Origin of the sequence: Streptomyces aurantiacus, assembly GCF_027107535.1 — a bacterium.
Lineage (GTDB): Bacteria > Actinomycetota > Actinomycetes > Streptomycetales > Streptomycetaceae > Streptomyces.
Genome location: NZ_CP114283.1, coordinates 1563462 through 1582403, shown reverse-complemented (window position 1 = coordinate 1582403; position 18942 = coordinate 1563462). Strand labels below are relative to the sequence as shown.

At 72.5% G+C, this 18942-nt stretch carries 17 protein-coding genes; 9 read left to right on the top strand and 8 right to left on the bottom strand.

Translation table 11 applies throughout. The annotated features are described in order from the left end of the window. The first annotated feature begins 50 nt into the window (after window positions 1–50). Window positions 51–743 carry a hypothetical protein gene (locus O1Q96_RS08655; RefSeq protein WP_269247595.1) on the top strand — a complete coding sequence of 231 codons (693 nt, stop codon included), beginning with the start codon at window positions 51–53 and terminating at the stop codon, window positions 741–743. Continuing rightward, window positions 740–1765, top strand: coding sequence for a nucleotidyl transferase AbiEii/AbiGii toxin family protein (locus tag O1Q96_RS08650; RefSeq protein ID WP_269247594.1), 1026 nt, complete (start codon window positions 740–742; stop codon window positions 1763–1765). Before O1Q96_RS08655 ends, O1Q96_RS08650 begins: the two co-directional genes overlap by 4 nt. A gap of 12 nt (window positions 1766–1777) precedes the next feature. Here the strand turns inward: O1Q96_RS08650 and dnaG are convergent, their stop codons facing one another. From dnaG to O1Q96_RS08630, 4 genes are all read right to left on the bottom strand, one after another. Further along, window positions 1778–3685 carry a DNA primase gene (gene dnaG / locus O1Q96_RS08645; RefSeq protein ID WP_269247593.1) on the bottom strand — a complete coding sequence of 636 codons (1908 nt, stop codon included), beginning with the start codon at window positions 3683–3685 and terminating at the stop codon, window positions 1778–1780. Between the two features lie 46 nt (window positions 3686–3731). Beyond that, window positions 3732–4997: an NAD(P)/FAD-dependent oxidoreductase gene (locus O1Q96_RS08640; RefSeq protein ID WP_269247592.1), complete on the bottom strand. Its 1266-nt coding sequence runs from the start codon at window positions 4995–4997 to the stop codon at window positions 3732–3734. A 115-nt stretch (window positions 4998–5112) separates the two neighbouring features. After that, window positions 5113–6441, bottom strand: coding sequence for a deoxyguanosinetriphosphate triphosphohydrolase (locus O1Q96_RS08635; protein WP_269247591.1), 1329 nt, complete (start codon window positions 6439–6441; stop codon window positions 5113–5115). 222 nt (window positions 6442–6663) lie between these two features. Continuing rightward, window positions 6664–7563 carry a sirohydrochlorin chelatase gene (locus tag O1Q96_RS08630; protein WP_269247590.1) on the bottom strand — a complete coding sequence of 300 codons (900 nt, stop codon included), beginning with the start codon at window positions 7561–7563 and terminating at the stop codon, window positions 6664–6666. 211 nt (window positions 7564–7774) lie between these two features. On the opposite strand from O1Q96_RS08630, the gene O1Q96_RS08625 reads away from it, so the two are divergent. Both O1Q96_RS08625 and O1Q96_RS08620 read left to right on the top strand, forming a co-directional pair. Next, window positions 7775–8479 (top strand): SanA/YdcF family protein, encoded by a 705-nt coding sequence (locus tag O1Q96_RS08625; protein ID WP_269247589.1) that lies wholly within the window; start codon window positions 7775–7777, stop codon window positions 8477–8479. Window positions 8480–8600: 121 nt separating this feature from the next. Then, entirely contained in the window at window positions 8601–10925 is a 2325-nt protein-coding gene (locus tag O1Q96_RS08620; RefSeq protein ID WP_269247588.1) for a molybdopterin oxidoreductase family protein, read from the top strand. 104 nt (window positions 10926–11029) lie between these two features. On the opposite strand, the gene O1Q96_RS08615 is transcribed toward O1Q96_RS08620, so the two are convergent. Continuing rightward, window positions 11030–11440 (bottom strand): gamma-glutamylcyclotransferase family protein, encoded by a 411-nt coding sequence (locus O1Q96_RS08615; protein ID WP_269247587.1) that lies wholly within the window; start codon window positions 11438–11440, stop codon window positions 11030–11032. Window positions 11441–11625: 185 nt separating this feature from the next. Between O1Q96_RS08615 and O1Q96_RS08610 the strand changes: the two genes are divergently transcribed. The 3 genes from O1Q96_RS08610 (at window position 11626) to O1Q96_RS08600 (ending at window position 15032) form a co-directional block, all read left to right on the top strand. Continuing rightward, complete coding sequence (locus O1Q96_RS08610) at window positions 11626–13269, top strand: M4 family metallopeptidase (RefSeq protein ID WP_269247586.1); 1644 nt, start codon at window positions 11626–11628, stop codon at window positions 13267–13269. A 244-nt stretch (window positions 13270–13513) separates the two neighbouring features. Then, window positions 13514–13942, top strand: a complete 429-nt coding sequence (locus tag O1Q96_RS08605; protein ID WP_269247585.1) for a VOC family protein — start codon at window positions 13514–13516, stop codon at window positions 13940–13942. A gap of 193 nt (window positions 13943–14135) precedes the next feature. Further along, complete coding sequence (locus O1Q96_RS08600; protein WP_269247584.1) at window positions 14136–15032, top strand: aminoglycoside phosphotransferase family protein; 897 nt, start codon at window positions 14136–14138, stop codon at window positions 15030–15032. A gap of 28 nt (window positions 15033–15060) precedes the next feature. Here O1Q96_RS08600 and O1Q96_RS08595 read toward each other — a convergent pair whose 3' ends face one another. Then, window positions 15061–15684 (bottom strand): NADPH-dependent FMN reductase, encoded by a 624-nt coding sequence (locus O1Q96_RS08595; protein ID WP_269247583.1) that lies wholly within the window; start codon window positions 15682–15684, stop codon window positions 15061–15063. A 313-nt stretch (window positions 15685–15997) separates the two neighbouring features. Here O1Q96_RS08595 and O1Q96_RS08590 point away from each other — a divergent pair, with 313 nt between their 5' ends. Both O1Q96_RS08590 and O1Q96_RS08585 read left to right on the top strand, forming a co-directional pair. Continuing rightward, window positions 15998–16522, top strand: a complete 525-nt coding sequence (locus tag O1Q96_RS08590; RefSeq protein ID WP_269247582.1) for a hypothetical protein — start codon at window positions 15998–16000, stop codon at window positions 16520–16522. A gap of 247 nt (window positions 16523–16769) precedes the next feature. Continuing rightward, window positions 16770–17390: a class F sortase gene (locus O1Q96_RS08585; RefSeq protein WP_269247581.1), complete on the top strand. Its 621-nt coding sequence runs from the start codon at window positions 16770–16772 to the stop codon at window positions 17388–17390. A gap of 43 nt (window positions 17391–17433) precedes the next feature. Here the strand turns inward: O1Q96_RS08585 and O1Q96_RS08580 are convergent, their stop codons facing one another. Beyond that, window positions 17434–18216: a sulfite exporter TauE/SafE family protein gene (locus O1Q96_RS08580; RefSeq protein ID WP_269247580.1), complete on the bottom strand. Its 783-nt coding sequence runs from the start codon at window positions 18214–18216 to the stop codon at window positions 17434–17436. 70 nt (window positions 18217–18286) lie between these two features. After that, a complete protein-coding gene (locus tag O1Q96_RS08575; RefSeq protein WP_269247579.1) occupies window positions 18287–18937 on the bottom strand; it encodes a LuxR C-terminal-related transcriptional regulator in 651 nt (216 codons plus the stop codon). Between the last annotated feature and the right edge of the window lie 5 nt (window positions 18938–18942).

Below are 18942 nucleotides of genomic sequence, written 5' to 3'. Positions count from 1 at the left end.
CCAGGAAAACTCACGTGCTCGTTCGTATCCTGATCTGGCACGATCCCCGAGTGTCCGGTTCCCTTTACGAAACTCATGTGACGGTCCGCTGCGCGGGCGCCGTCGAATCGGAACGGCTGCGGTGCTGGGCGGCCGGGGCGGGTCTCAAGCTGACGCACATCGTGCTGGCCCGCGGCCGTGTGCCGTCGCAGCCGATGGTCACCTTGGCGGGTTCCCCGTCCTACGCCGTCGAATCGGCCCGGGCACAGGAAGTGACCGCTCTTCTGCGGGCGGACGGCTTCGTGCCCCTGCGCGTCAAGATCGAGTCGTCCCCGTGGGCCCCGGAGGTGCCACGCGAAGGCCAACCACACGAAGACCAGCAGTACTTCGAGCACCATGTGAAGCTGCTGCTGGACGCCGGTACCGACCTCCACGCCCTGGCCGCGAGGGTCGTCCCGCACGGCGCCCACCTCTCGTGGAACGCCCGGCGGGTGCGTGACGGCCACGGCGCGGGCGGACGGCACGAGCGGTTCGTGACACAGCGGTGCCGGGGTGTGGACGCGCAGGGTGCCGGGCGGAAACTGGAGCGGCTGCTGTCGGAGCTGAACGGGATCGAAGTGGTCGATGTGGAGCGGGAGTTCGTGCTCCACGACAGTGACGTCTCCCTCGACGACGGGTGGATCGAGGAAGGCGTCGAGGAAGGCGCGGACGCACGGCGGCGCGGGTCACTCGTGCCGAGAGCGCCCCAGGAGGTTCGGACATGAGCGGGGCCTGGCAGGACTTCGGATGGCGGAGCGCCGAGATACCCCGGGAGGCGCTCGACGACACCACCCGCCGGGAGCGGGACCTGCCACGGACGCTGACCTGGGTGGAGGCGGACGACGCGGTGCAGTACCCGGTCTTCGATCCCTCCATGAAGCACCATCACAACGCCTACCGCGCCACCGACCCCGGCTTCGCCGACCCGGCCAGGGGTGCGGCCTGGCGGACCGCCCGGCGCCGCGCCCTGGATCTCGTACTCGCCGCGATCGCCGGATCGGAGTGGGTGGACTCGCTGGTGCTGCGCGGCAGCGTGCTGATGTCGGCGTGGTTCGGGGACGCCGCTCGTGAGCCCGGTGACCTGGACTTCGTCGTCGTTCCGCGCACCTGGCGGATCGACGAGGGGCGCACCGGCCGGATGCTCGACGGGATCGCCGCCGCCTCGCAGGCGCTGGCCGAAGAGCGCCGCCGGGAGCGCGGGCCGGACGTGGGTGTCTCGGCGCGGGGCGCTGTCGTCGAGGACATCTGGACGTACGACCGGGTGCCGGGCCGCCGTATGGTGCTGCCCTGGGACGCCCCCGGCCTTCCCGGCGGGCACGTGCAGCTCGACTTCGTCTTCAACGAGCGACTGCCCGAGGAGCCCGAGCCGGTCGAACTGCCGGGCGGCTCGGTCGTGTGGGCCGCCACTCCCGGTCTGTCGCTGGCCTGGAAGCTGATGTGGCTGATCAACGACATGCACTCGCAGGGCAAGGATCTGTACGACGCCGTGCTGCTGGCGGAGCGGCATCCACTGCCGTACGAGCTGTTGCACGAGGTCTTCCGGCTGTCGGGCGAGTGGCCCCGCCATGACCGGGAGGGGGTCTTCCTCGAAGACCTGGCGCAATCCCTGCAGTACGTGGAATGGGAGCACTTCGTCACGGAGTATCCGCGGTTCGCGGCTCATGAGCGGGAGTTCGTCGACCGGCTGGTACGGGCGATGACGCCGGCGTTCGAGGGGCGGCGGCCCGGCCCGCACCGGCACGGCTGACCCCGGCCCGGCTCAGAGCGCGGAGGGGCCCTTCTCGCGCAGGGCCTGGTCGTACTGCTGGAGCACCCACAACTCGTTCTGCACGGCGGCCAGCTGGGCCGGGTCCCCGTGGGCGCTGGCGCGGGCGAGGGCGCCCTGGACGTCGCGGACCCGGCGCTCGACGGCGCGGCGGCGGACGGTGACCAGCTGCTCGCCCGCGTAGTGCTCGTCGACCGTCTTGCGCATGATGGCCTCGACGGCCAGCTCCGTGACCATGGCGCGGACCACGTCGTCCGGGGCGGCCTCGCGGACGCGGACCAGGTACTCCTGCGGGTCCTGTGTGCCGTTCTCCGCGCCGCCCGCCTCGATGATCGTCTCGCGGACGGCCGCGTACGGCGGGGCGGTGAACTCGTCCACCCCGTACGCGTCGAAGGCCGGGGAGACCAGGTCGGGGCGCTGGAGGGCGAGTTTGAGGAGCTCCCGCTCGGTGGCGAACACCGGGTTGCGCAGGGTCAGGGCGGGGCCCGAGGAGGGCCGGGGACCGCTGTTCTCGTACTGCTGCGGCGGGCGGCCGGTGCTCGTCGGGGCGGGGCCCTTGCCGCCGCGGTCGCGGGCCCAGCGGGCGAGCTGGGCGACCCGCTTGACGACGAACTGCGTGTCGAGGATGCCGAGCATGCCCGCGAGCTGGACGGCCACCTCGTGCTGGGCACCGGTGTTCTTGATGCGGGCCACGACCGGCGCGGACTCGTCGAGAGCGGCGGCGCGGCCCGCGGGTGTCTCCAGGTCGTAGCGGGCGACGATCTGGCGCAGGGCGAACTCGAAGAGAGGTGTGCGTGGTTCGACCAGGTCGGCGACGGCCGCGTCGCCCTTGGCGAGGCGCAGCTCGCAGGGGTCCATGCCGTCCGGGGCGATCGCGATGTACGTCTCGGCGGCGAACTTCTGGTCGTCCTCGAAGGCGCGCAGGGCGGCCTTCTGACCGGCCGCGTCGCCGTCGAACGTGAAGATCACCCGCGCCGAGCCGTTGTCCATCAGGAGCCGGCGCAGGATCTTGATGTGGTCGCTGCCGAAGGCCGTGCCGCAGGTCGCGATGGCGGTCGTGATGCCGGCGAGATGGCAGGCCATGACGTCGGTGTAGCCCTCGACCACGACCGCCCGGCTGCTCTTGGCGATGTCCTTCTTGGCGAGGTCGATGCCGTACAGCACCTGGGACTTGCGGTAGATCGGCGTGTCCGGGGTGTTCAGGTACTTCGGGCCGTTGTCCGACTCGTACAGCTTGCGGGCGCCGAAGCCGACGACCTCGCCGCCGATGTCGCGGATCGGCCACATCAGGCGGCCGCGGAAGCGGTCGATGGGTCCGCGGCGGCCCTCCTGGGCGAGGCCGGAGAGCAGCAGCTCCTTGTCGGTGAAGCCCTTGCCGCGGAGGTAGCGGACGAGGTGGTCCCAGCCCTGGGGGCTGTAGCCGACGCCGAAGTGCGTGGCGGCCGACTGGTCGAAGCCGCGCTCGGCGAGGAACTTGCGGCCGGTGTCCGCCTCGGAGCCGTTGTCCAGCTGCTCGATGTAGAACTGGGCGGCGGCCTTGTGGGCCTCGACCAGCCGGATGCGCTCGCCGCGCTGGTGGGAGGGGTTGTACCCGCCCTCCTCGTAACGGAGGGTGATGCCCGCCTGGCCGGCGAGGCGCTCGACCGCCTCCGAGAAGGAGAGGTGGTCGACCTTCATCACGAACGTGATGGTGTCGCCGCCCTCCTGGCAGCCGAAGCAGTGGAAGAGCCCCTTGCTCGGGCTGACCTGGAAGGAGGGCGACTTCTCGTCGTGGAACGGGCACAGACCCTTGAGGTTTCCGCCGCCCGCGCTGCGCAGCTGGAGGTACTCGGACACCACGGCGTCGATCGGGACCCCGTCCCGAACAGCCTTCACGTCCTCGTCGTTGATCCTTCCAGCCACGCGCCGAGTCTACGGGGACGGTGTGACAGTCGAGTGCCGCCGTCGGTCACGGGACCAGACTGTCGAGCGCGACGTGCGGGTCCGCGAGTGCCTCCGTGTCCACCTGTGCCCCCGACCGGATCAGCTGTTGGATCGGTTCTGTGACGTCCCACACATTCACGTTCATCCCGGCCAGCACACGGCCCTCCTTCACCCAGAAGGCGATGAACTCCCGCTTGGCCGCGTCTCCCCGGATCACCACTTGGTCGTACGTCCCCGGGGGTGCCCAGCCCGAGTACTCGAGCCCCACGTCGTACTGGTCGGAGAAGAAATAGGGCACCCTGTCGTACGTCGTTTCGCGGCCCAGCATCGCTCGGGCCGCCGCCGGGCCGCCGTTGAGCGCGTTCGCCCAGTGCTCGACGCGCAGCCGGGTGCCGAACAGGGTGTGCGGGAAGGCGGCCACGTCACCGGCGGCGTAGATGTCCGGGTCGGAGGTGCGCAGCTGCTCGTCGACCGCGATACCGCCGCCGTGCGCGCGGTCGGCGATCTCCAGGCCCGCCGCCTCGGCGAGCGCGGTGCGCGGTGCGGCGCCGATCGCGGCGAGGACGTCGTGCGCGGGGTGCTCCTCGCCGTCGTCGGTGCGGGCCGCCAGGACCATGCCGTCCTGGCCGGTGATCTCGGTGAGCCGGGCGCCGAAGTGGAAGCGGACGCCGTGCTCGCGGTGCAGTTCGGCGAAGAGCTGGCCGAGCTCGGGGCCGAGGACCGAGTGCAGCGGGGTCGCCTCGGGCTCGACGACGGTGACCTCGGCGCCGTACTCGCGGGCGGCCGCGGCGATCTCCAGCCCGATCCAGCCGGCGCCGGCGATGACCAGATGGCCGTTGTCACGGCCGAGGGCGGCCAGGACGTGCTTGAGGCGCTCCGCGTGGGCGAGGCGCCGCAGGTGGTGGACTCCGGCGAGGTCGGTGCCCGGGATGTCCAGGCGGCGCGGTTCGGCGCCGGTGACGAGCAGCAGCTTGTCGTAGTGGACGAGCGTGCCGTCGTCGCCGAAGCGGACGGTCTTCGCGGTGCGGTCGATCGCGTCGACGGTCTGGCCGAGGTGCAGCTCGACGTCGTTGCGCGCGTACCAGGCGGGCTCGTGGACGAAGACGCTGTCGCGCTCCTCCTTGCCGAGCAGGTAGCCCTTGGACAGCGGAGGGCGTTCGTACGGGTGGTCGCGCTCGTCGCAGATCAGTATCACGCGGCCGGTGAAGCCCTCCGCCCGGAGCGTCTCGGCCGCCTTGGCGCCGGACAGGCCTCCTCCGACGATGACGAATGTCTGATCTGCGTCGACCACTTGATGCCTCCTCGTACGGATGTCGCCACATGCGAGCGTCCCGCACGCAGCGTGATGGGGGAAGAGGGAGTGGCCCGATCAGGCCACGCAGGGTCACGCTTGTGGGGTCCCGACGTCACACTTGCCCCCTGAGCCTCGCGTGCAGTGATCGCGCGGCGGCGTCCGTCAGTGAGGAGATCTGGTCGACGATCACCCGCTTGCGGGCGCGGTCGCCCGTCGCCTGGTCGAACAAGGCTCGAAACTGCGGGTCGAGACCGTCCGGCGCCCGCGCGGTGAGCACCTCGGCCAGCTCGGCGACGACGATCCGCTGGTCCGCGCGGAGCCGCTCCTGCTCGGCGCGCTGCATGACGTACCGGTCGGCGACGGCCTTGAGCACCGCGCACTCCAGGCGCGCCGCGCGCGGGACGACCAGCTCGGCCTCGTAGCGCGTGAGCCGTCCCCTGCCGTACGTCGCGCGCGTGGCGCTCTCCGCCGCGAGGCAGAACCGGCCGATGAGCTGGCTCGTGGCGTCCTTCAGGCGGGCCTGGGCGACGGCCGAGCCGTCGTAGCCGTGCGGCCACCACTCCTGGGCGAGGAGCCGGTCGAGCGCCTCGGCCAGCTCGGCGGGGTCGGTGTCCGCGGGGACGTACCGCCCGACGGCGACCTGGAAGATCTCCTGCCGCTCGGGCTCCGCGTGCAGGCAGTTGGGGTCGACGTGGCCCGCGTGGAGGCCGTCCTCGACGTCGTGCACCGAGTACGCCACGTCGTCGGACCAGTCCATGACCTGGGCCTCGAAGGTGGTGCGGGTGCCGGGGGCGCCCTTGCGGACCCATTCGAAGACGGGGAGGTCGTCCTCGTAGACCCCGAACTTCGGGGACCCGGGGTCGGTCGGGTGGGCGCCGCGCGGCCAGGGGTACTTGGTGGCGGCGTCGAGGGTGGCACGGGTGAGGTTCAGGCCGACGCTGACGAGGTCGCCGCTCTCCCGGCTCCGCACGAAGCGCTTGGGCTCGATGCGGGTCAGCAGTCTGAGCGACTGGGCGTTGCCCTCGAAGCCGCCGCAGTCCTCGGCGAACTCGTTCAGTGCCTGCTCTCCGTTGTGCCCGAAGGGCGGGTGGCCGAGGTCGTGGGAGAGACAGGCCGCCTCGACGAGGTCGGGGTCGCAGCCGAGGGCGGCCCCCAGCTCGCGGCCGACCTGGGCGCACTCCAGGGAGTGGGTCAGGCGGGTGCGGGGGCTGGCGTCCCAGACCTGGCTGCGGGTGCCGGGCGTGACGACCTGCGTCTTGCCGGCGAGGCGGCGCAGGGCCGAGGAGTGCAGGACGCGTGCCCGGTCGCGCTGGAAGGCGGTACGGCCTGGGCGTTTGTCGGGCTCCGCGGCCCAGCGGTCCACCGACGTGGGGTCGTAACCGGGGGGTGAGACGTGGTGCTCGTATGCCTGTGGGGTGGTGTCTGTGCTGGTGCCTTCCATGCCTCGACAGTAAGCGGAGCTGCTGACAATTGGGGCGCTGTGTTGTGCGCCTGGGCGTCCGCAGGGTTCTGCCGTGCCGCGGCTGCGGGTGCTCCGTGGCGGGTCGCGCCTCCCCGCGCCCCCTTCGGGGCACGGGCCTGCGCCGACGTTTTCAGGGGCGCGGGGAACTGCGCGGCCGGCCACGACGGCCCTGCGGCCGGCGCGCCGGGCCCGGCGGAGGGCTCAGGCCGTAGCCAGTTCTCGTGCCCTGTTCGCCGGGGCGGCGAGGGCCTGGTCGTAGCGGTGCAGGACCAGGCGGGCCATCACCGGGTGGGCACCGAGCGGGGCCGCGGCGATCCAGGGGGCTGCGGCCGCGCATTCGGTGGAGAAGCGGCCGGGAGCGGTGAAGTACGAGGCGACGGCGACGCGGTGGCGGCCGCGGGCGGCGAGGGCGCGTACGGCGTCGGGGACGGTGGGCGCGGCGGCGGAGGCGTACGCGGGTACGACGGGGACGCCGAGCCGCTCGGCGAGGAGAGCCGCGGTGCGGCGGGTGTCGACGGCCGCGTCGGGGTCGCGGGAGCCGGCGGCGGCGAGCACGACCCCGCTCGCCCGGCGCTCCGCGTCGTCCAGGGGCGCCCGCCAGCCGGCTTCCACGAGGCGCTCGTGGAGCGTCTCCACGAGCAGCGGGTGCGGGCCGAGCGGTGCGGCGGTCCGGGTGCGCGCCGACGAGGCGGCCGCCGCCTCCGGGATGTCCTGCTTGACGTGGTAGCCGCGGCTCAGCAGCAGCGGTACGAGGACCGCGTCACCGGTGCCGAGGTCCGCGAGCGTGTCGGACAGCAGGGGCTCGTTCAGTTCGATGTGCCCGAGGTGCACGGGCAGACCGGGGCGCAGCTCACGGATCCGGTCCATGAGGGTCCGGATGGTGCTCAGGGCGCGCGGGTCACGGCTGCCGTGGCCCACGAGGACGAGCGCGGGCGGGGTGTGGCGCCGGGTGCCGTCGAGGGAGACGAGGGCGAGCCGACTGCCGAGCTGACTGCTGATCCGGTTCATGAGTTGCGCCGTACTGTCGAGGTGACCGCCATGGAGCGGCTGGCCGCCGGGGCGGGTCCTGGGCTCGTCGCGAGGAGGGTTCGACGCCGTCATGCACCGATGGTGCCGGTCGGAGGTTGCCTCCCCGTTGCGTGGGAATGACAGGTGTTTTCCGGGGGTTCACGGTGGGGCACAGGGGGTCTGTGAGGTGTCGTGACCTGGGATTACGTCACTTCGAGTGAAGCTGGTCACGTGGTGCGGGGTGAACCGGATCACCGTGCCCGGCGTCCTTGAGGGTCAAGGCCACCCCCGGAGGGACCGTCCCATGCGTCGTCCGAAACTGCCGAAACCGCCGAAGCTGCCGAGACCGCGACTGCCGCGCACGCGTACCGGACAGCGCCGGGCCGTGCAGGCCGTGATGGCCGGCTGTGTGCTCGCGCTGCTGCCGTCGACCTGGATGTTCACGGTCGCGGGCGACCGGCTGCGGACGGCGGCGGACGTGCCGCGCACCGAGGTCGCGGTGGTCTTCGGGGCCGGCCTGTGGCAGGGCGAGCCGTCTCCGTACCTGGCGCACCGGCTGGACGCGGCGGCCGGGCTGTACCGGTCCGGCCGTATCCAGGTGGTCCTGGTCACCGGCGACAACAGCCGCGAGGACTACGACGAGCCGGACGCCATGCGCACCTACCTCACGAAGCGGGGCGTGCCCGACGGGCGGATCGTCAGCGACTACGCCGGTTTCGACACCTGGGACTCCTGCGTGCGGGCCAAGAAGATCTTCGGCGTGGACGAGGCCGTGCTGATCAGCCAGGGCTTCCACATCCGGCGTGCGGTCGCCCTGTGCCAGGAGGCGGGCGTCGAGTCGTACGGCGTCGGGGTGGACGCCGTGCACGACGCGACCTGGTACTACGGCGGGGCGCGCGAGGTGGTCGCGGCGGGGAAGGCGCTCCTGGACGCCGTGTTCGAGCCGGACCCGGTGTTCCTCGGCCCCCGGGAGCCGGGCGTGGAGCGGGCGCTGGCGGCCGGCCGGTAGACGACGGCGCCGCCCCGATGGCCGCCCTCACGGCCGTCCGGGGCGCGCGGGGAGGTCCCCGTGCCTGCCGCGTAACGGGGTGCGTTGCACCGCGTAACACGCCCGACGCACGCTGAACGGTATGCAGACCTCCGTGACGCCCACCCACTGCCCGTACTGCGCGCTGCAGTGCGGCATGAACCTGACGCCGGTGCCGGACGGCGGCGGCAGTTCGGTCGAGGTGACGGAACGCGCGGACTTCCCGGTGAACCGGGGCGCCCTGTGCGGCAAGGGCCGCACGGCGCCCGCGCTGCTCTCGTCCGCGGTGCGGCTGACCTCGCCCCTGGTCCGCAGGGCGGGCGTGCTGGAACCGGCCGGCTGGGACGAGGCGCTCGACCGGATCGCCGAAGGGCTGTCCCGCACGCGTACGGAGCATGGCCCGGACGCGTGCGGGGTGTTCGGCGGGGGCGGACTGACCAACGAGAAGGCGTACACGCTCGGCAAATTCGCCCGGGTCGCGCTCGGCACCTCGCAGATCGACTACAACGGCCGCTTCTGCATGTCGTCCGCGGCGGCAGGCGGCATCAAGGCCTTCGGCCTGGACCGGGGTCTGCCCTTCCCGCTGGAGGACATCCCGAAGACGGGCTGCGTGATCCTCGTCGGCTCCAACCTCGTCGAGACCATGCCGCCCGCCCTCCGCTATCTCACCGAACTCCGGGAGAACGGCGGAAAGTTGATCGTCATCGACCCGCGCCGCACGCGCACGGCCGAGCAGGCGGACCTGCATCTGGCGCCGCGCCCCGGCACCGACCTCGCCCTGGCCCTCGGGCTGTTGCACCTGGTGGTGGCGGAAGGGCGTACGGACGAGGCGTACATCCAGGAGCGGACGAGCGGCTGGGAGGAGGCGCGGGCCGCAGCGATGGCGCACTGGCCGGAGTACGTGGAACGGATCACGGGAGTGTCCGTTCCCCAACTCCGGGAGACCGTACGGCTGTTCTGCGAGCCGGAGTCGGCGATGGTGCTCACCGCGCGCGGCCCCGAGCAGCAGTCCAAGGGCACGGACACCGTCGGGGCGTGGATCAACCTCTGCCTGGCGACCGGGCGGGCGGGGCGGCCCTTCTCGGGGTACGGCTGTCTCACCGGACAGGGCAACGGGCAGGGCGGACGGGAACACGGCCAGAAGGCCGACCAGTTGCCCGGATACCGCAAGCTCGACGATCCCGCGGCCCGGCGTCACGTCGCCGAGGTCTGGGGCGTCGACCCCGATTCGCTGCCGGGGCCCGGCCGCAGCGCGTACGAGCTGCTCGACGCCATGGGCACGGACATCCGCGCACTGCTGCTGATGGCCTCGAACCCGGTGGTGTCCGCACCCCGGGCCGCCCACATCGAGGAGCGTCTGCGGTCGCTCGACTTCCTGGCCGTCGCCGACGTGGTGCTGTCCGAGACCGCGGAGCTCGCGGACGTCGTCCTCCCCGTCACCCAGTGGGCCGAGGAGACGGGCACGACGACCAACCTGGAGGGCCGTGTGCTGCTGCGCAGGCAGGCGATCACACCTCCGGACGGCATCCGCAGCGATCTGCACGTGATGCACGAACTGGCGGCGCGCCTGGGCGTGGAGAAGGGCTTCCCCACGGATCCGGAAGAGGTCTTCGAGGAGCTGCGCCGGGCCAGCGCGGGCGGGCCCGCCGACTACTCGGGCATCACGTACCGCCGCCTCGCGGAGGAGAACGGGGTGTTCTGGCCGTGCCCGCTGGAGCCGGACGGCTCCGCCGCGCAGGAGGCGGAGCGAGCGGGAGAAGCGGGCGAGGGGGTCGCGTCGGGCGCTGTCGCGACCGGCCGCCCGGCGGGGGACGCCGCTTCCGGCGGTCGGTCGGGCGCCGGGACGGACGGTGCGGCCGACGTGGTGGCCGGTGCGGGACTCGCCGGGATCGACGCGGGGCCCGCCGGGTCCGGGGCCGCTCCCGCCGGGGCGCACCCCGGTACGCCGCGTCTCTTCCTCGACCGTTTCGCGACCCCTGACGGCCGCGCCCGTTTCGTCGCGGTGAGCCATCGGCCACTGGCGGAGGAACCCGACGACGAGTACCCGGTGCTGCTCACCACGGGACGGGTGGTCTCCCAGTACCAGTCGGGTGCCCAGACCCGCCGCGTCGACGAGCTGAACGCCGCCGCGCCCGGCCCCTTCGTGGAGCTGCATCCCCGGCTGGCCGAGCGGCTGGGGGCCGTGGAGGGGGAGCCGCTGGCCGTCGTGTCCCGGCGGGGGCGGGCGGTCGCGCCCGCGCGGATCACCACCACGATCCGGCCCGACACCGTGTTCATGCCGTTCCACTGGCCGGGCGAGGGGCGCGCCAACACGCTGACCAACCCGGCCCTCGACCCCACCTCGCGGATGCCGGAGTTCAAGGCCTGCGCGGTGCGGGTGGAGCGGGTGGAGCACGCCGAGCCGGCCGAGCCCGAGCGGACGGGCTGAGGTGGAACGGACGCTGCGGGCCGTCGTGGGCCGACCACGCGCCCCGCGCCCTCCTGGCGGCGCCCGCGTCCCTTCTCGCGGCCCCGCGTCCCTTCGCGGTGTCCTCACCTGGCCCGCCAGTCGCCCCCCTCGATGAGCTTGCCGCTCGCCCGCAGCCCCGCCGCCACAGCGGGCGCCGCCACGTACACCCAGGCCCACGTACGCGTCCCGTCCGCGCGGGTCACCTCTCGGGCCACGCGCTCGTAGAGGTTGGCGGGGTCGCCCGGCGCGTACTCCTCCAACCGGTCGAGGGCGCCCAGGAGTCGGACGTACAGACGGGGCTCGGCGGTGACGAGTTCCCCGCACACAACACCGGCGGGCTCCTCGACCGCGTACGGGTAGCCGGGCCCCTCGTACAGCACTGCACCCGTGAGTCGTGCCGGGGCCTCGAAGAGCGTGCGGCCCCGCAGGAAGACGTCGTGGTTCTCCTCGCCGGGAAGCAGGGTCCCGTAGACGAAGAAGGGCAGCCGGCTCATCCGACGGTCTCCTCCCGGAGCTTCGCGGGGCGTTCCCAATCCTTTGCAGAAACGATTCTCACCCCTCACACGCCCCCCGGTGATCAGCTATGGACATGACACCGTCCGGCCGCCTAGAACTGAGCGGACATCCGCGTCCCCCCACCCCCCCACCACGCGTTTCGCGTGCCTTCGCAAGGAGTTCGATGAGTCGGACACGGCACATCCGAGGCTCACGCCTCGCCACCGTCGGCATATCCGCGGCGGCCACCACCTTGTTGGCGGGCGCACTGTCCCCCGGCGCGGGAGCGGCCGACGAGCCGGCCCGGGACACCGTACTGAACGACGCGGCGGCGGTGATCGCCGACCAGGCCGCGCGCCTGGGCCTCACCTCCGCGCAGGGGACGAAGGCCCGCGACGTGATCGTCGACGCGGACGGCACGAAGCACGTGCGGTACGACCGGACGTACCGTCAGCTTCCGGTCCTGGGCGGCGACTTCGTGGTCCACCTGACGTCCGGTGGTGACTACCGCGGTGCCGACCGGGCCACCACGCGTCCGCTCTCCCTCACGAGCGTCGAACCGTCGGTGCCCGCCCCGAAGGCCGCCGATCTCGCCACCGCGGCCCTGCGCCTCGCGAACGTCGGCGAGACGCTCCGCGGGATAACCGCCGAGCCCCGGCTGGTCGTCGACGCACTGCACGGGGAGCCCCGGCTGGCCTGGCGCACCGAGGCCGCCGGCAAGGACTCGCTGGGCAACCCGATGGCCCGGGTCGTCCTCACGGACGCCGTCACCGGCACAGAGATCGACGCCTGGGACAGCATCGAGACGGCGGCCGGCGACGGCCGGTCCCTCTACGGCGGAAAGGTCCCGCTGCAGACGACACGGTCCGGTTCGACGTACCAACTGTCCGACCCCACAAGGGGAAACACCTACACGGGCGACACCGGGAACAAGACCGACTCCTGCATCCTGGTGCTCTGTTACAAGCGTGCCGCCGCGCCCGTCCTCACGGACGCCGACAACCACTGGGGAACCGGTGCCGCTTCCGACCGTGCCTCGGCGGCGGTCGACGCGCAGTACGGCACCGACACCACCTGGGACTACTACAAGAACGTCCACGGTCGCAGCGGTATCGCGGGTGACGGCAAGGGCTCGTTCAACCGCGTGCACTACGGCAGCGCCTACAACAACGCCTTCTGGGACGACGGCTGCTTCTGCATGACGTACGGCGACGGTGACGGGACGACGTTCGGACCGCTGGTGTCCCTGGACGTGACCGGCCACGAGATGTCCCACGGCGTGACCTCGAAGACGGCGGCCCTGACGTACTCCGGCGAGCCCGGCGGCCTGAACGAGGCGACCTCCGACATCTTCGGCGCCCTGGTGGAGTTCTACGCGAAGAATCCCGCCGATCCCGGCGACTGGCTGATCGGCGAGAAGATCGTGAAGTCCGGCTTCGGCCGCTCCGCCCTGCGCTACATGGACCGGCCCTCCAAGGACGGCAGCTCCGCGGACTGCTGGACCTCCAAGGTCGGCGACCTCGACGTCCACTACTCCTCGGGCGTCGCCAACCACTTCGCGTACCTCCTCGCCGAGGGCAGCGGGCCGAAGACCATCGGCGGCGTCGCCCACAACGGCACGACCTGCGACGGCACGAAGGTGACGGGCATCGGGAAGACCAAACTGGGCGCGGTCTGGTACCGGGCGCTGACGGTCTACATGACCTCGTCGACGAAGTACGCGGGCGCGCGCACGGCCACGCTGAGCGCGGCGAAGGACCTGTACGGGGCCAAAAGCACCGAGTACGCGGCGGTGGGCGCGGCCTGGTCCGCGGTGTCCGTGAACTGAGACCGCGCGAGGGCGAGGGCGGGGGCGCGCTGCCGGAAACTGCGTTGCCCCTGCCCGTGCCGGCCACTAAGGTCCGTCGGGTGACTGCCGGGTCGGCCTTGGGCCATACACGAACGGGTCGCCCGGCCTCGGCGTGAGGCCGAGGCGGGCGAGAGGCCCGCCCCCTTCTCCGTGTCCTTGCGACAGGCGCCCGTCCGTGGCGCCTTGCCCCAGCAGGCCCCGCAGACCCGGAGACAGATCACCCATGCGTTACGACCAGCAGCACCCGAACCCCGCCGAACCTCCCACGACCACGGTCCAGTTGAACCACATCGCCGTCTACGCGACGGACCGGCTCCTGTCGGCGGAGTTCCTCGCCGCGATCCTGGAGCTGAAGGTGGGCGCTCCCTTCGGCCCCTTCCTGCCCATCGACCTCGGCAACGGCGTCACCCTCGACTACTACGAGTTCAGGGACGGGCCGGTCCAGCCCCAGCACTACGCGTTCCTCGTGCCCGAGGCCCGTTTCGACGCCATGGTGTCCCGTCTGGAGGCGGTCGGGGTCACGTACTACGCGGACCCGAGCCACACCGAACCAGGGCGGACCAACGACCTGTTCGGCGGCCGAGGCGCCTACTTCGACGACCCGGACGGCCACAACATGGAGATCATGACCCGGCCCTACGCCCGCCCCTGACCGGTCGGACGAGGAGAGACACGGCGGCGCGGCGGCGGGGCGGGGCGGGGCGGCGAAAAGTGATGGTGGCGGATCGGCCCATGTGGATACGCTCTGCCGTCCCGTCGCCACCGAGCGGCTGTCCCGCTCGCGGCCACCGCCCCTCCCGCCGCCGATCCCCCGGAGAACCATGCCGTCCGGCCCGAACCCGAAGATGCACCCTGACGAGCTCGACATCGACGAGGCGCTCGTCGGGCGGCTGGTCGCGGAGCAGTTCCCCGAGTGGGCCGGGCTGCCGGTGAAGCAGGTGGTGTCCGCCGGGACGGAGAACGCCATGTACCGGCTCGGCGACGACATGGTCGTACGGCTGCCGCGGCTGCCCCGCGGGGCGCGGGAGGTGGACAAGGAACAGCGGTGGCTGCCACGGCTCGCTCCGCATCTCCCGCTGGCCGTTCCCGTGCCGCTCGCGAAGGGGGCACCCGGACAGGGGTACGCGCTGCCGTGGGGCGTGTTCCGCTGGCTGGACGGCGACACCGTCCACGACGCGCCCCTCGGCGGCCGGGCCGGTCTCGCGGACGCGGCGGTCGAGCTGGGCCGATTCGTCGCGGCGCTGCGGAAGGTCGACGCGGTCGGCGGGCCCCCGTCGTGGCGCGGCGGTCCGCTCACCGACGACGACGAGATGCGCGCGGCGATCCGCGACCTGAGCGCGGACGGCACGGTGGACGGGGACACCGTGGCGGCCGTCTGGGAGGACGCCCTGCGGCTTCCGCAATGGGCCGGCGCGCCCGTCTGGCTGCACGGCGACCTCCTGCCGGGCAATCTGCTGGCCCGGGAAGGCCGGCTCAGCGCGGTCATCGACTTCGGGGGCCTCGGTACCGGCGACCCCGCGGCCGACGTACTCGCCGCCTGGGCCGTGTTCACCTCCGGGACCCGCCCCCTGTTCCGTGAGGCGGCCGAGGTCGACGACGCGACCTGGGCCCGCGGGCGGGGCTGGGCCCTGCACTTCGGTCTGGTGGCGGATCACCACTACCGGGTCACCAATCCCGTCCTCGCGGCGGTGGGGCGCCGGGCGGTGGCCGAGGCCCTCACCGACCACGGGGCCGGAGCCTGAGTCCGGGCCGAGTCTCCGCCCGGTCTCCTCAACTCCCGTACGGGCGAACCGCCTTGGCCTCCTTCAGTACCGACGCCCACCACGCCAGCTGGTCCAGCATCACCTTCGCGGCGGCGTCCGGCGCCGCGGGGTCCTTGTGCCGGCCCCGGTCGTCGAAGGACGCGCCCGCGTTGTGGAAGGACACCGTGTCGCGGACGGTGACGGCGTGCAGCTCGGCGAAGACCTGGCGGAGCTGCTCGACGGCGCGCAGGCCGCCCGAGACACCGCCGTACGAGACGAAGCCGACGGGCTTGGCGCGCCACTCCTCGTAGTGCCAGTCGATGAGGGCCTTGAGCGAGGCGGGGAAGGAGTGGTTGTACTCGGGGGTCAGGACGACGAAGGCGTCCGCCTCGGCCAGCCTGGGGGTGACCTTCGCCAGCTCTGAGGCCACCTCCGGGGACGGGGAGTAGGACAGGGCCGTCGGCAGGCGCAGGTCGGCGGTGTCGACGACGTCGACCGAGAGGTCGGCCCGGTCGAGGAAGCGGCCCAGCAGCCAGTCCGCGACCACGGGGCCGAAGCGGCCCTCCCGGTTGCTGCCGACGATGACGGCGACCTTGAGGGGCGCGGGGTGCTGGACGGGAGGGGGGACGGATACGTCGGTGGTGGGGTTCATGAGCCCAGCCTCATACCTCGACCAAAGTTGAGGTCAAGCGTGCGGCGCGGCGAGCCGGTCACCCGTTCACACGCGCTGTCCACTCCCTTCGGGTTCTTTTCGCCCACGCGCCGACGACACGCCGGTGACCAGCCGAAACGCCGCGGGATGCGACACGGGGCTCCCTCGCCTGACACCCGTTCACATCGTTTCTGATGTGCCATCAGGAGGCGTGGGGCCTCGACTGCCACTTACCTCGGTAGGGCAGGGGCGTGACCGACGCAGCGGCACTCGCAGGTGCCGCGGGCCGCGCCCCCTCGGAGGAGCGAGCACGATGCGCACAGCCCGTCTGCTGACCGGTACCGCGCTCGCCGTCGTCGCGGCGGGCCTCGGTGCGGCGCCCGCTCACGGTGTCGGCGCGGGGTCCATCGAGTTGTACCCGGCCTCCGTCGCGCCCGGCACCGAGGTCACGGTGAACACGGCGGCGTGCGGGGCGAGCGACGCGGTGTCGGGTGACGCCGGGGCCGTCGGCGCGGGTGACTTCACGCTGATGCCCAGCGCGCACGAGGGTCACGCGGTCGGGCAGTTCACCGTGCCGCCGTCCGCCCAGCCGGGCACGTACGAGATCGTCGCGCGCTGTTCGAGCGGCTTGCGGATGACGAGCGACCTGGTGGTCACCCTCACGTCCACCCAGGAGCGCGGACAGCAGGTCCACCCGCGAGGAAGTGTGAAGACGGGGGTCGGCGGCGCACTCGGTCCCGACCCCGTGCAGACCGCGGCGGGAGTGGCGGCCCTGGCCGTCGCCGCCGCGGGCGGTACCTGGCTCCTGCATCGCCGGGCGAGAGGCGACGGGATCTGACGGACACCCTCCGCTGTCCACCGGTACCGCCGTCCCCTCCCCCTCCGGACCCGACGCCCCTCGCGGCCCGGAGGGGGACGCGGGACCCACAGAGCCGATCCGGCCGGTCCGGGAGCCGCGGGAACCGGGCGCTCCACGAGCACCGGAAACGCCGTGGGTGCCAAGAACTTCCAGAACACCCGGAACACCCGGAACACCCGGAACACCGAGAAGTCCGTGACCGAACGACCCGAGAGAGGGGGCTGACGTGCGCCCGTTCAGCAACATCTCCATAGCCGCCGTCACCCTCGTCGCCCTCCTGTGCGGGGCCCTGCTGCTGCACCGCGGCGCGCAGACGCACGCGCCGCCCCAGCCGTCGCCCGCGCAGGCCCGCGCGGGCGCCCATGTGGACCGGCCCGCGGCCGCCGCGCTGCCGTCCTCGCCGCCCGAGCGGATCCGCATCCCCTCCATCGGGGTGGACGCCCCTCTGATGGGCCTGGGCCTCTCCCCGCGGGGCAGCCTCGACGTGCCGCCCGCCGCCAGGAAGAACCTCGCCGGCTGGTACGAGGCCGGTACCGCGCCCGGCGCGACGGGCACCGCGATCGTCGCCGGCCATGTCGACAACACCGAGGGCCCCGCCGTCTTCTTCCGCCTCGGCGCCCTGGAGAAGGGCAGCACGATCGAGGTCGGGCGCCGGGACGGCAGGGTCGCCCTCTTCTCCGTCGACGCGGTCGAGGTGTACGACGCCCGCGCCTTCCCCGACGAGAAGGTCTACGGGGCCGCGCGGCGTCCGGAGCTGCGCGTGATCACCTGCGGGGGCGGCTACTCCCCGGCCACCGGCTACCGGGGCAACGTGGTCGTCTTCGCCCATCTCACCGGCAGCCGCTAGACACGGCGGTGTCATCGGCAGCCGCTGGACACGGCGGCGGCCGTCAGAGCCAGAAGTCGTACGCGAGCTTCGCCACCAGCGCGAACACCACCGTCAGCAGCACGCCCCGTACGAACCCGCTGCCCTTCTTGAGCGCGGTGTGCGCCCCGACCGTTCCGCCGACGAGGTTGAAGACGGCCATCAGGGCGGCCAGCTGCCAGTACACCGTGCCCTGCCAGGCGAACATCGCGAGCGCTCCCGCGTTGGTGCAGCAGTTGACGATCTTCGCGGTGGCGGAGGCGGTCACCAGGTCGAGGTGGAGCAGCGCGGTCAGGGCGAGCACCAGGAACGTACCCGTGCCGGGCCCGACGAGCCCGTCGTAGAAGCCGATGCCGAGGCCCGCGAGCCCGATCGCGGCGAGGACGCGGCGCGGTGTGACGGGCTCGGCCGAGGGGGCCGTGCCGAAGGCGGGCCGCATGATCACGAAGGTGCCGACGCCGAGCAGGACGACCATGACCACCGGTTTGAGCACGTCGGTGCTCATCCCGGCGGCGACGAAGGCCCCGCCCGTGGACCCGGCGAGCGCCGCCAGACCGATCCGTACCGCCGTGCGGACGTCCACGGGCGCCCTGCGCGCGTACGTCACCGCCGCGCCCGTCGTCCCGACGATCGCCACGGCCTTGTTGGTGCCGAGCGCGTACTGGGCCGCCGATCCCGAGTTGGGCAGCCCGAGCAGCAGCATCGGCAGGAGGAGCAGTCCGCCGCCGCCCACGACCGCGTCGATCCACCCGGCGGCGAGCGCGGCGAGGCACAGGACGACGACCATGGTCAGCGATATGTCGGGCATGATCGCGACTCTATGGACGAGGTAGATGTGCCGTCCATGAGTCCTGTGAAGCTTGAGAGTCTTCTGAGCTTCAGCCCGTCGTCTCCAGGTGACGCAGCACCGCGAGCACCCGCCGGTTCTCCGTGTCGGAGGGCGGCAGGCCGAGCTTGGCGAAGATGTTGGCGATGTGCTTCTCCACGGCCCGTTCCGAGACGGTGAAGGAGGCGGCGATCGCGTGGTTCGTACGCCCCTCGGCCATCAGCGCGAGCACCTCCCGCTCGCGGGGCGTGAGGGCGTCCAGGGCGGTGGCGCGGCGGCTCGCGCCGAAGAGCTGCGCGACGACCTCCGGGTCGAGGGCGGTGCCGCCGGCGGCGATCCGCTCCAGTGCGTCCACGAACTCGCCGATGTCGACGACCCGTTCCTTGAGGAGGTAGCCGACGCCGCCCGGGTTGGTGCCCAGGAGCTGCGCGGCGTACTTCGTCTCGACGTACTGCGAGAAGATCAGCACCCCGGTGGCCGGGTGGTCGGCGCGCAGCCGTACGGCGGCGCGGAGCCCCTCGTCCGTCTGGGTCGGCGGCAGCCGGATGTCGACGACGGCGGCGTCCGGGCGGTGCTCGGCCACGGCCGTCAGCAGCGCGTCGGCGTCCCCGACGGCGGCGGCGACCACCACGCCCCGCAGCTGGAGGAGCTGGGCCAGTCCGTCGCGCAGGAGGGCGGAGTCCTCGGCGATGACAACGCGCATGTGCC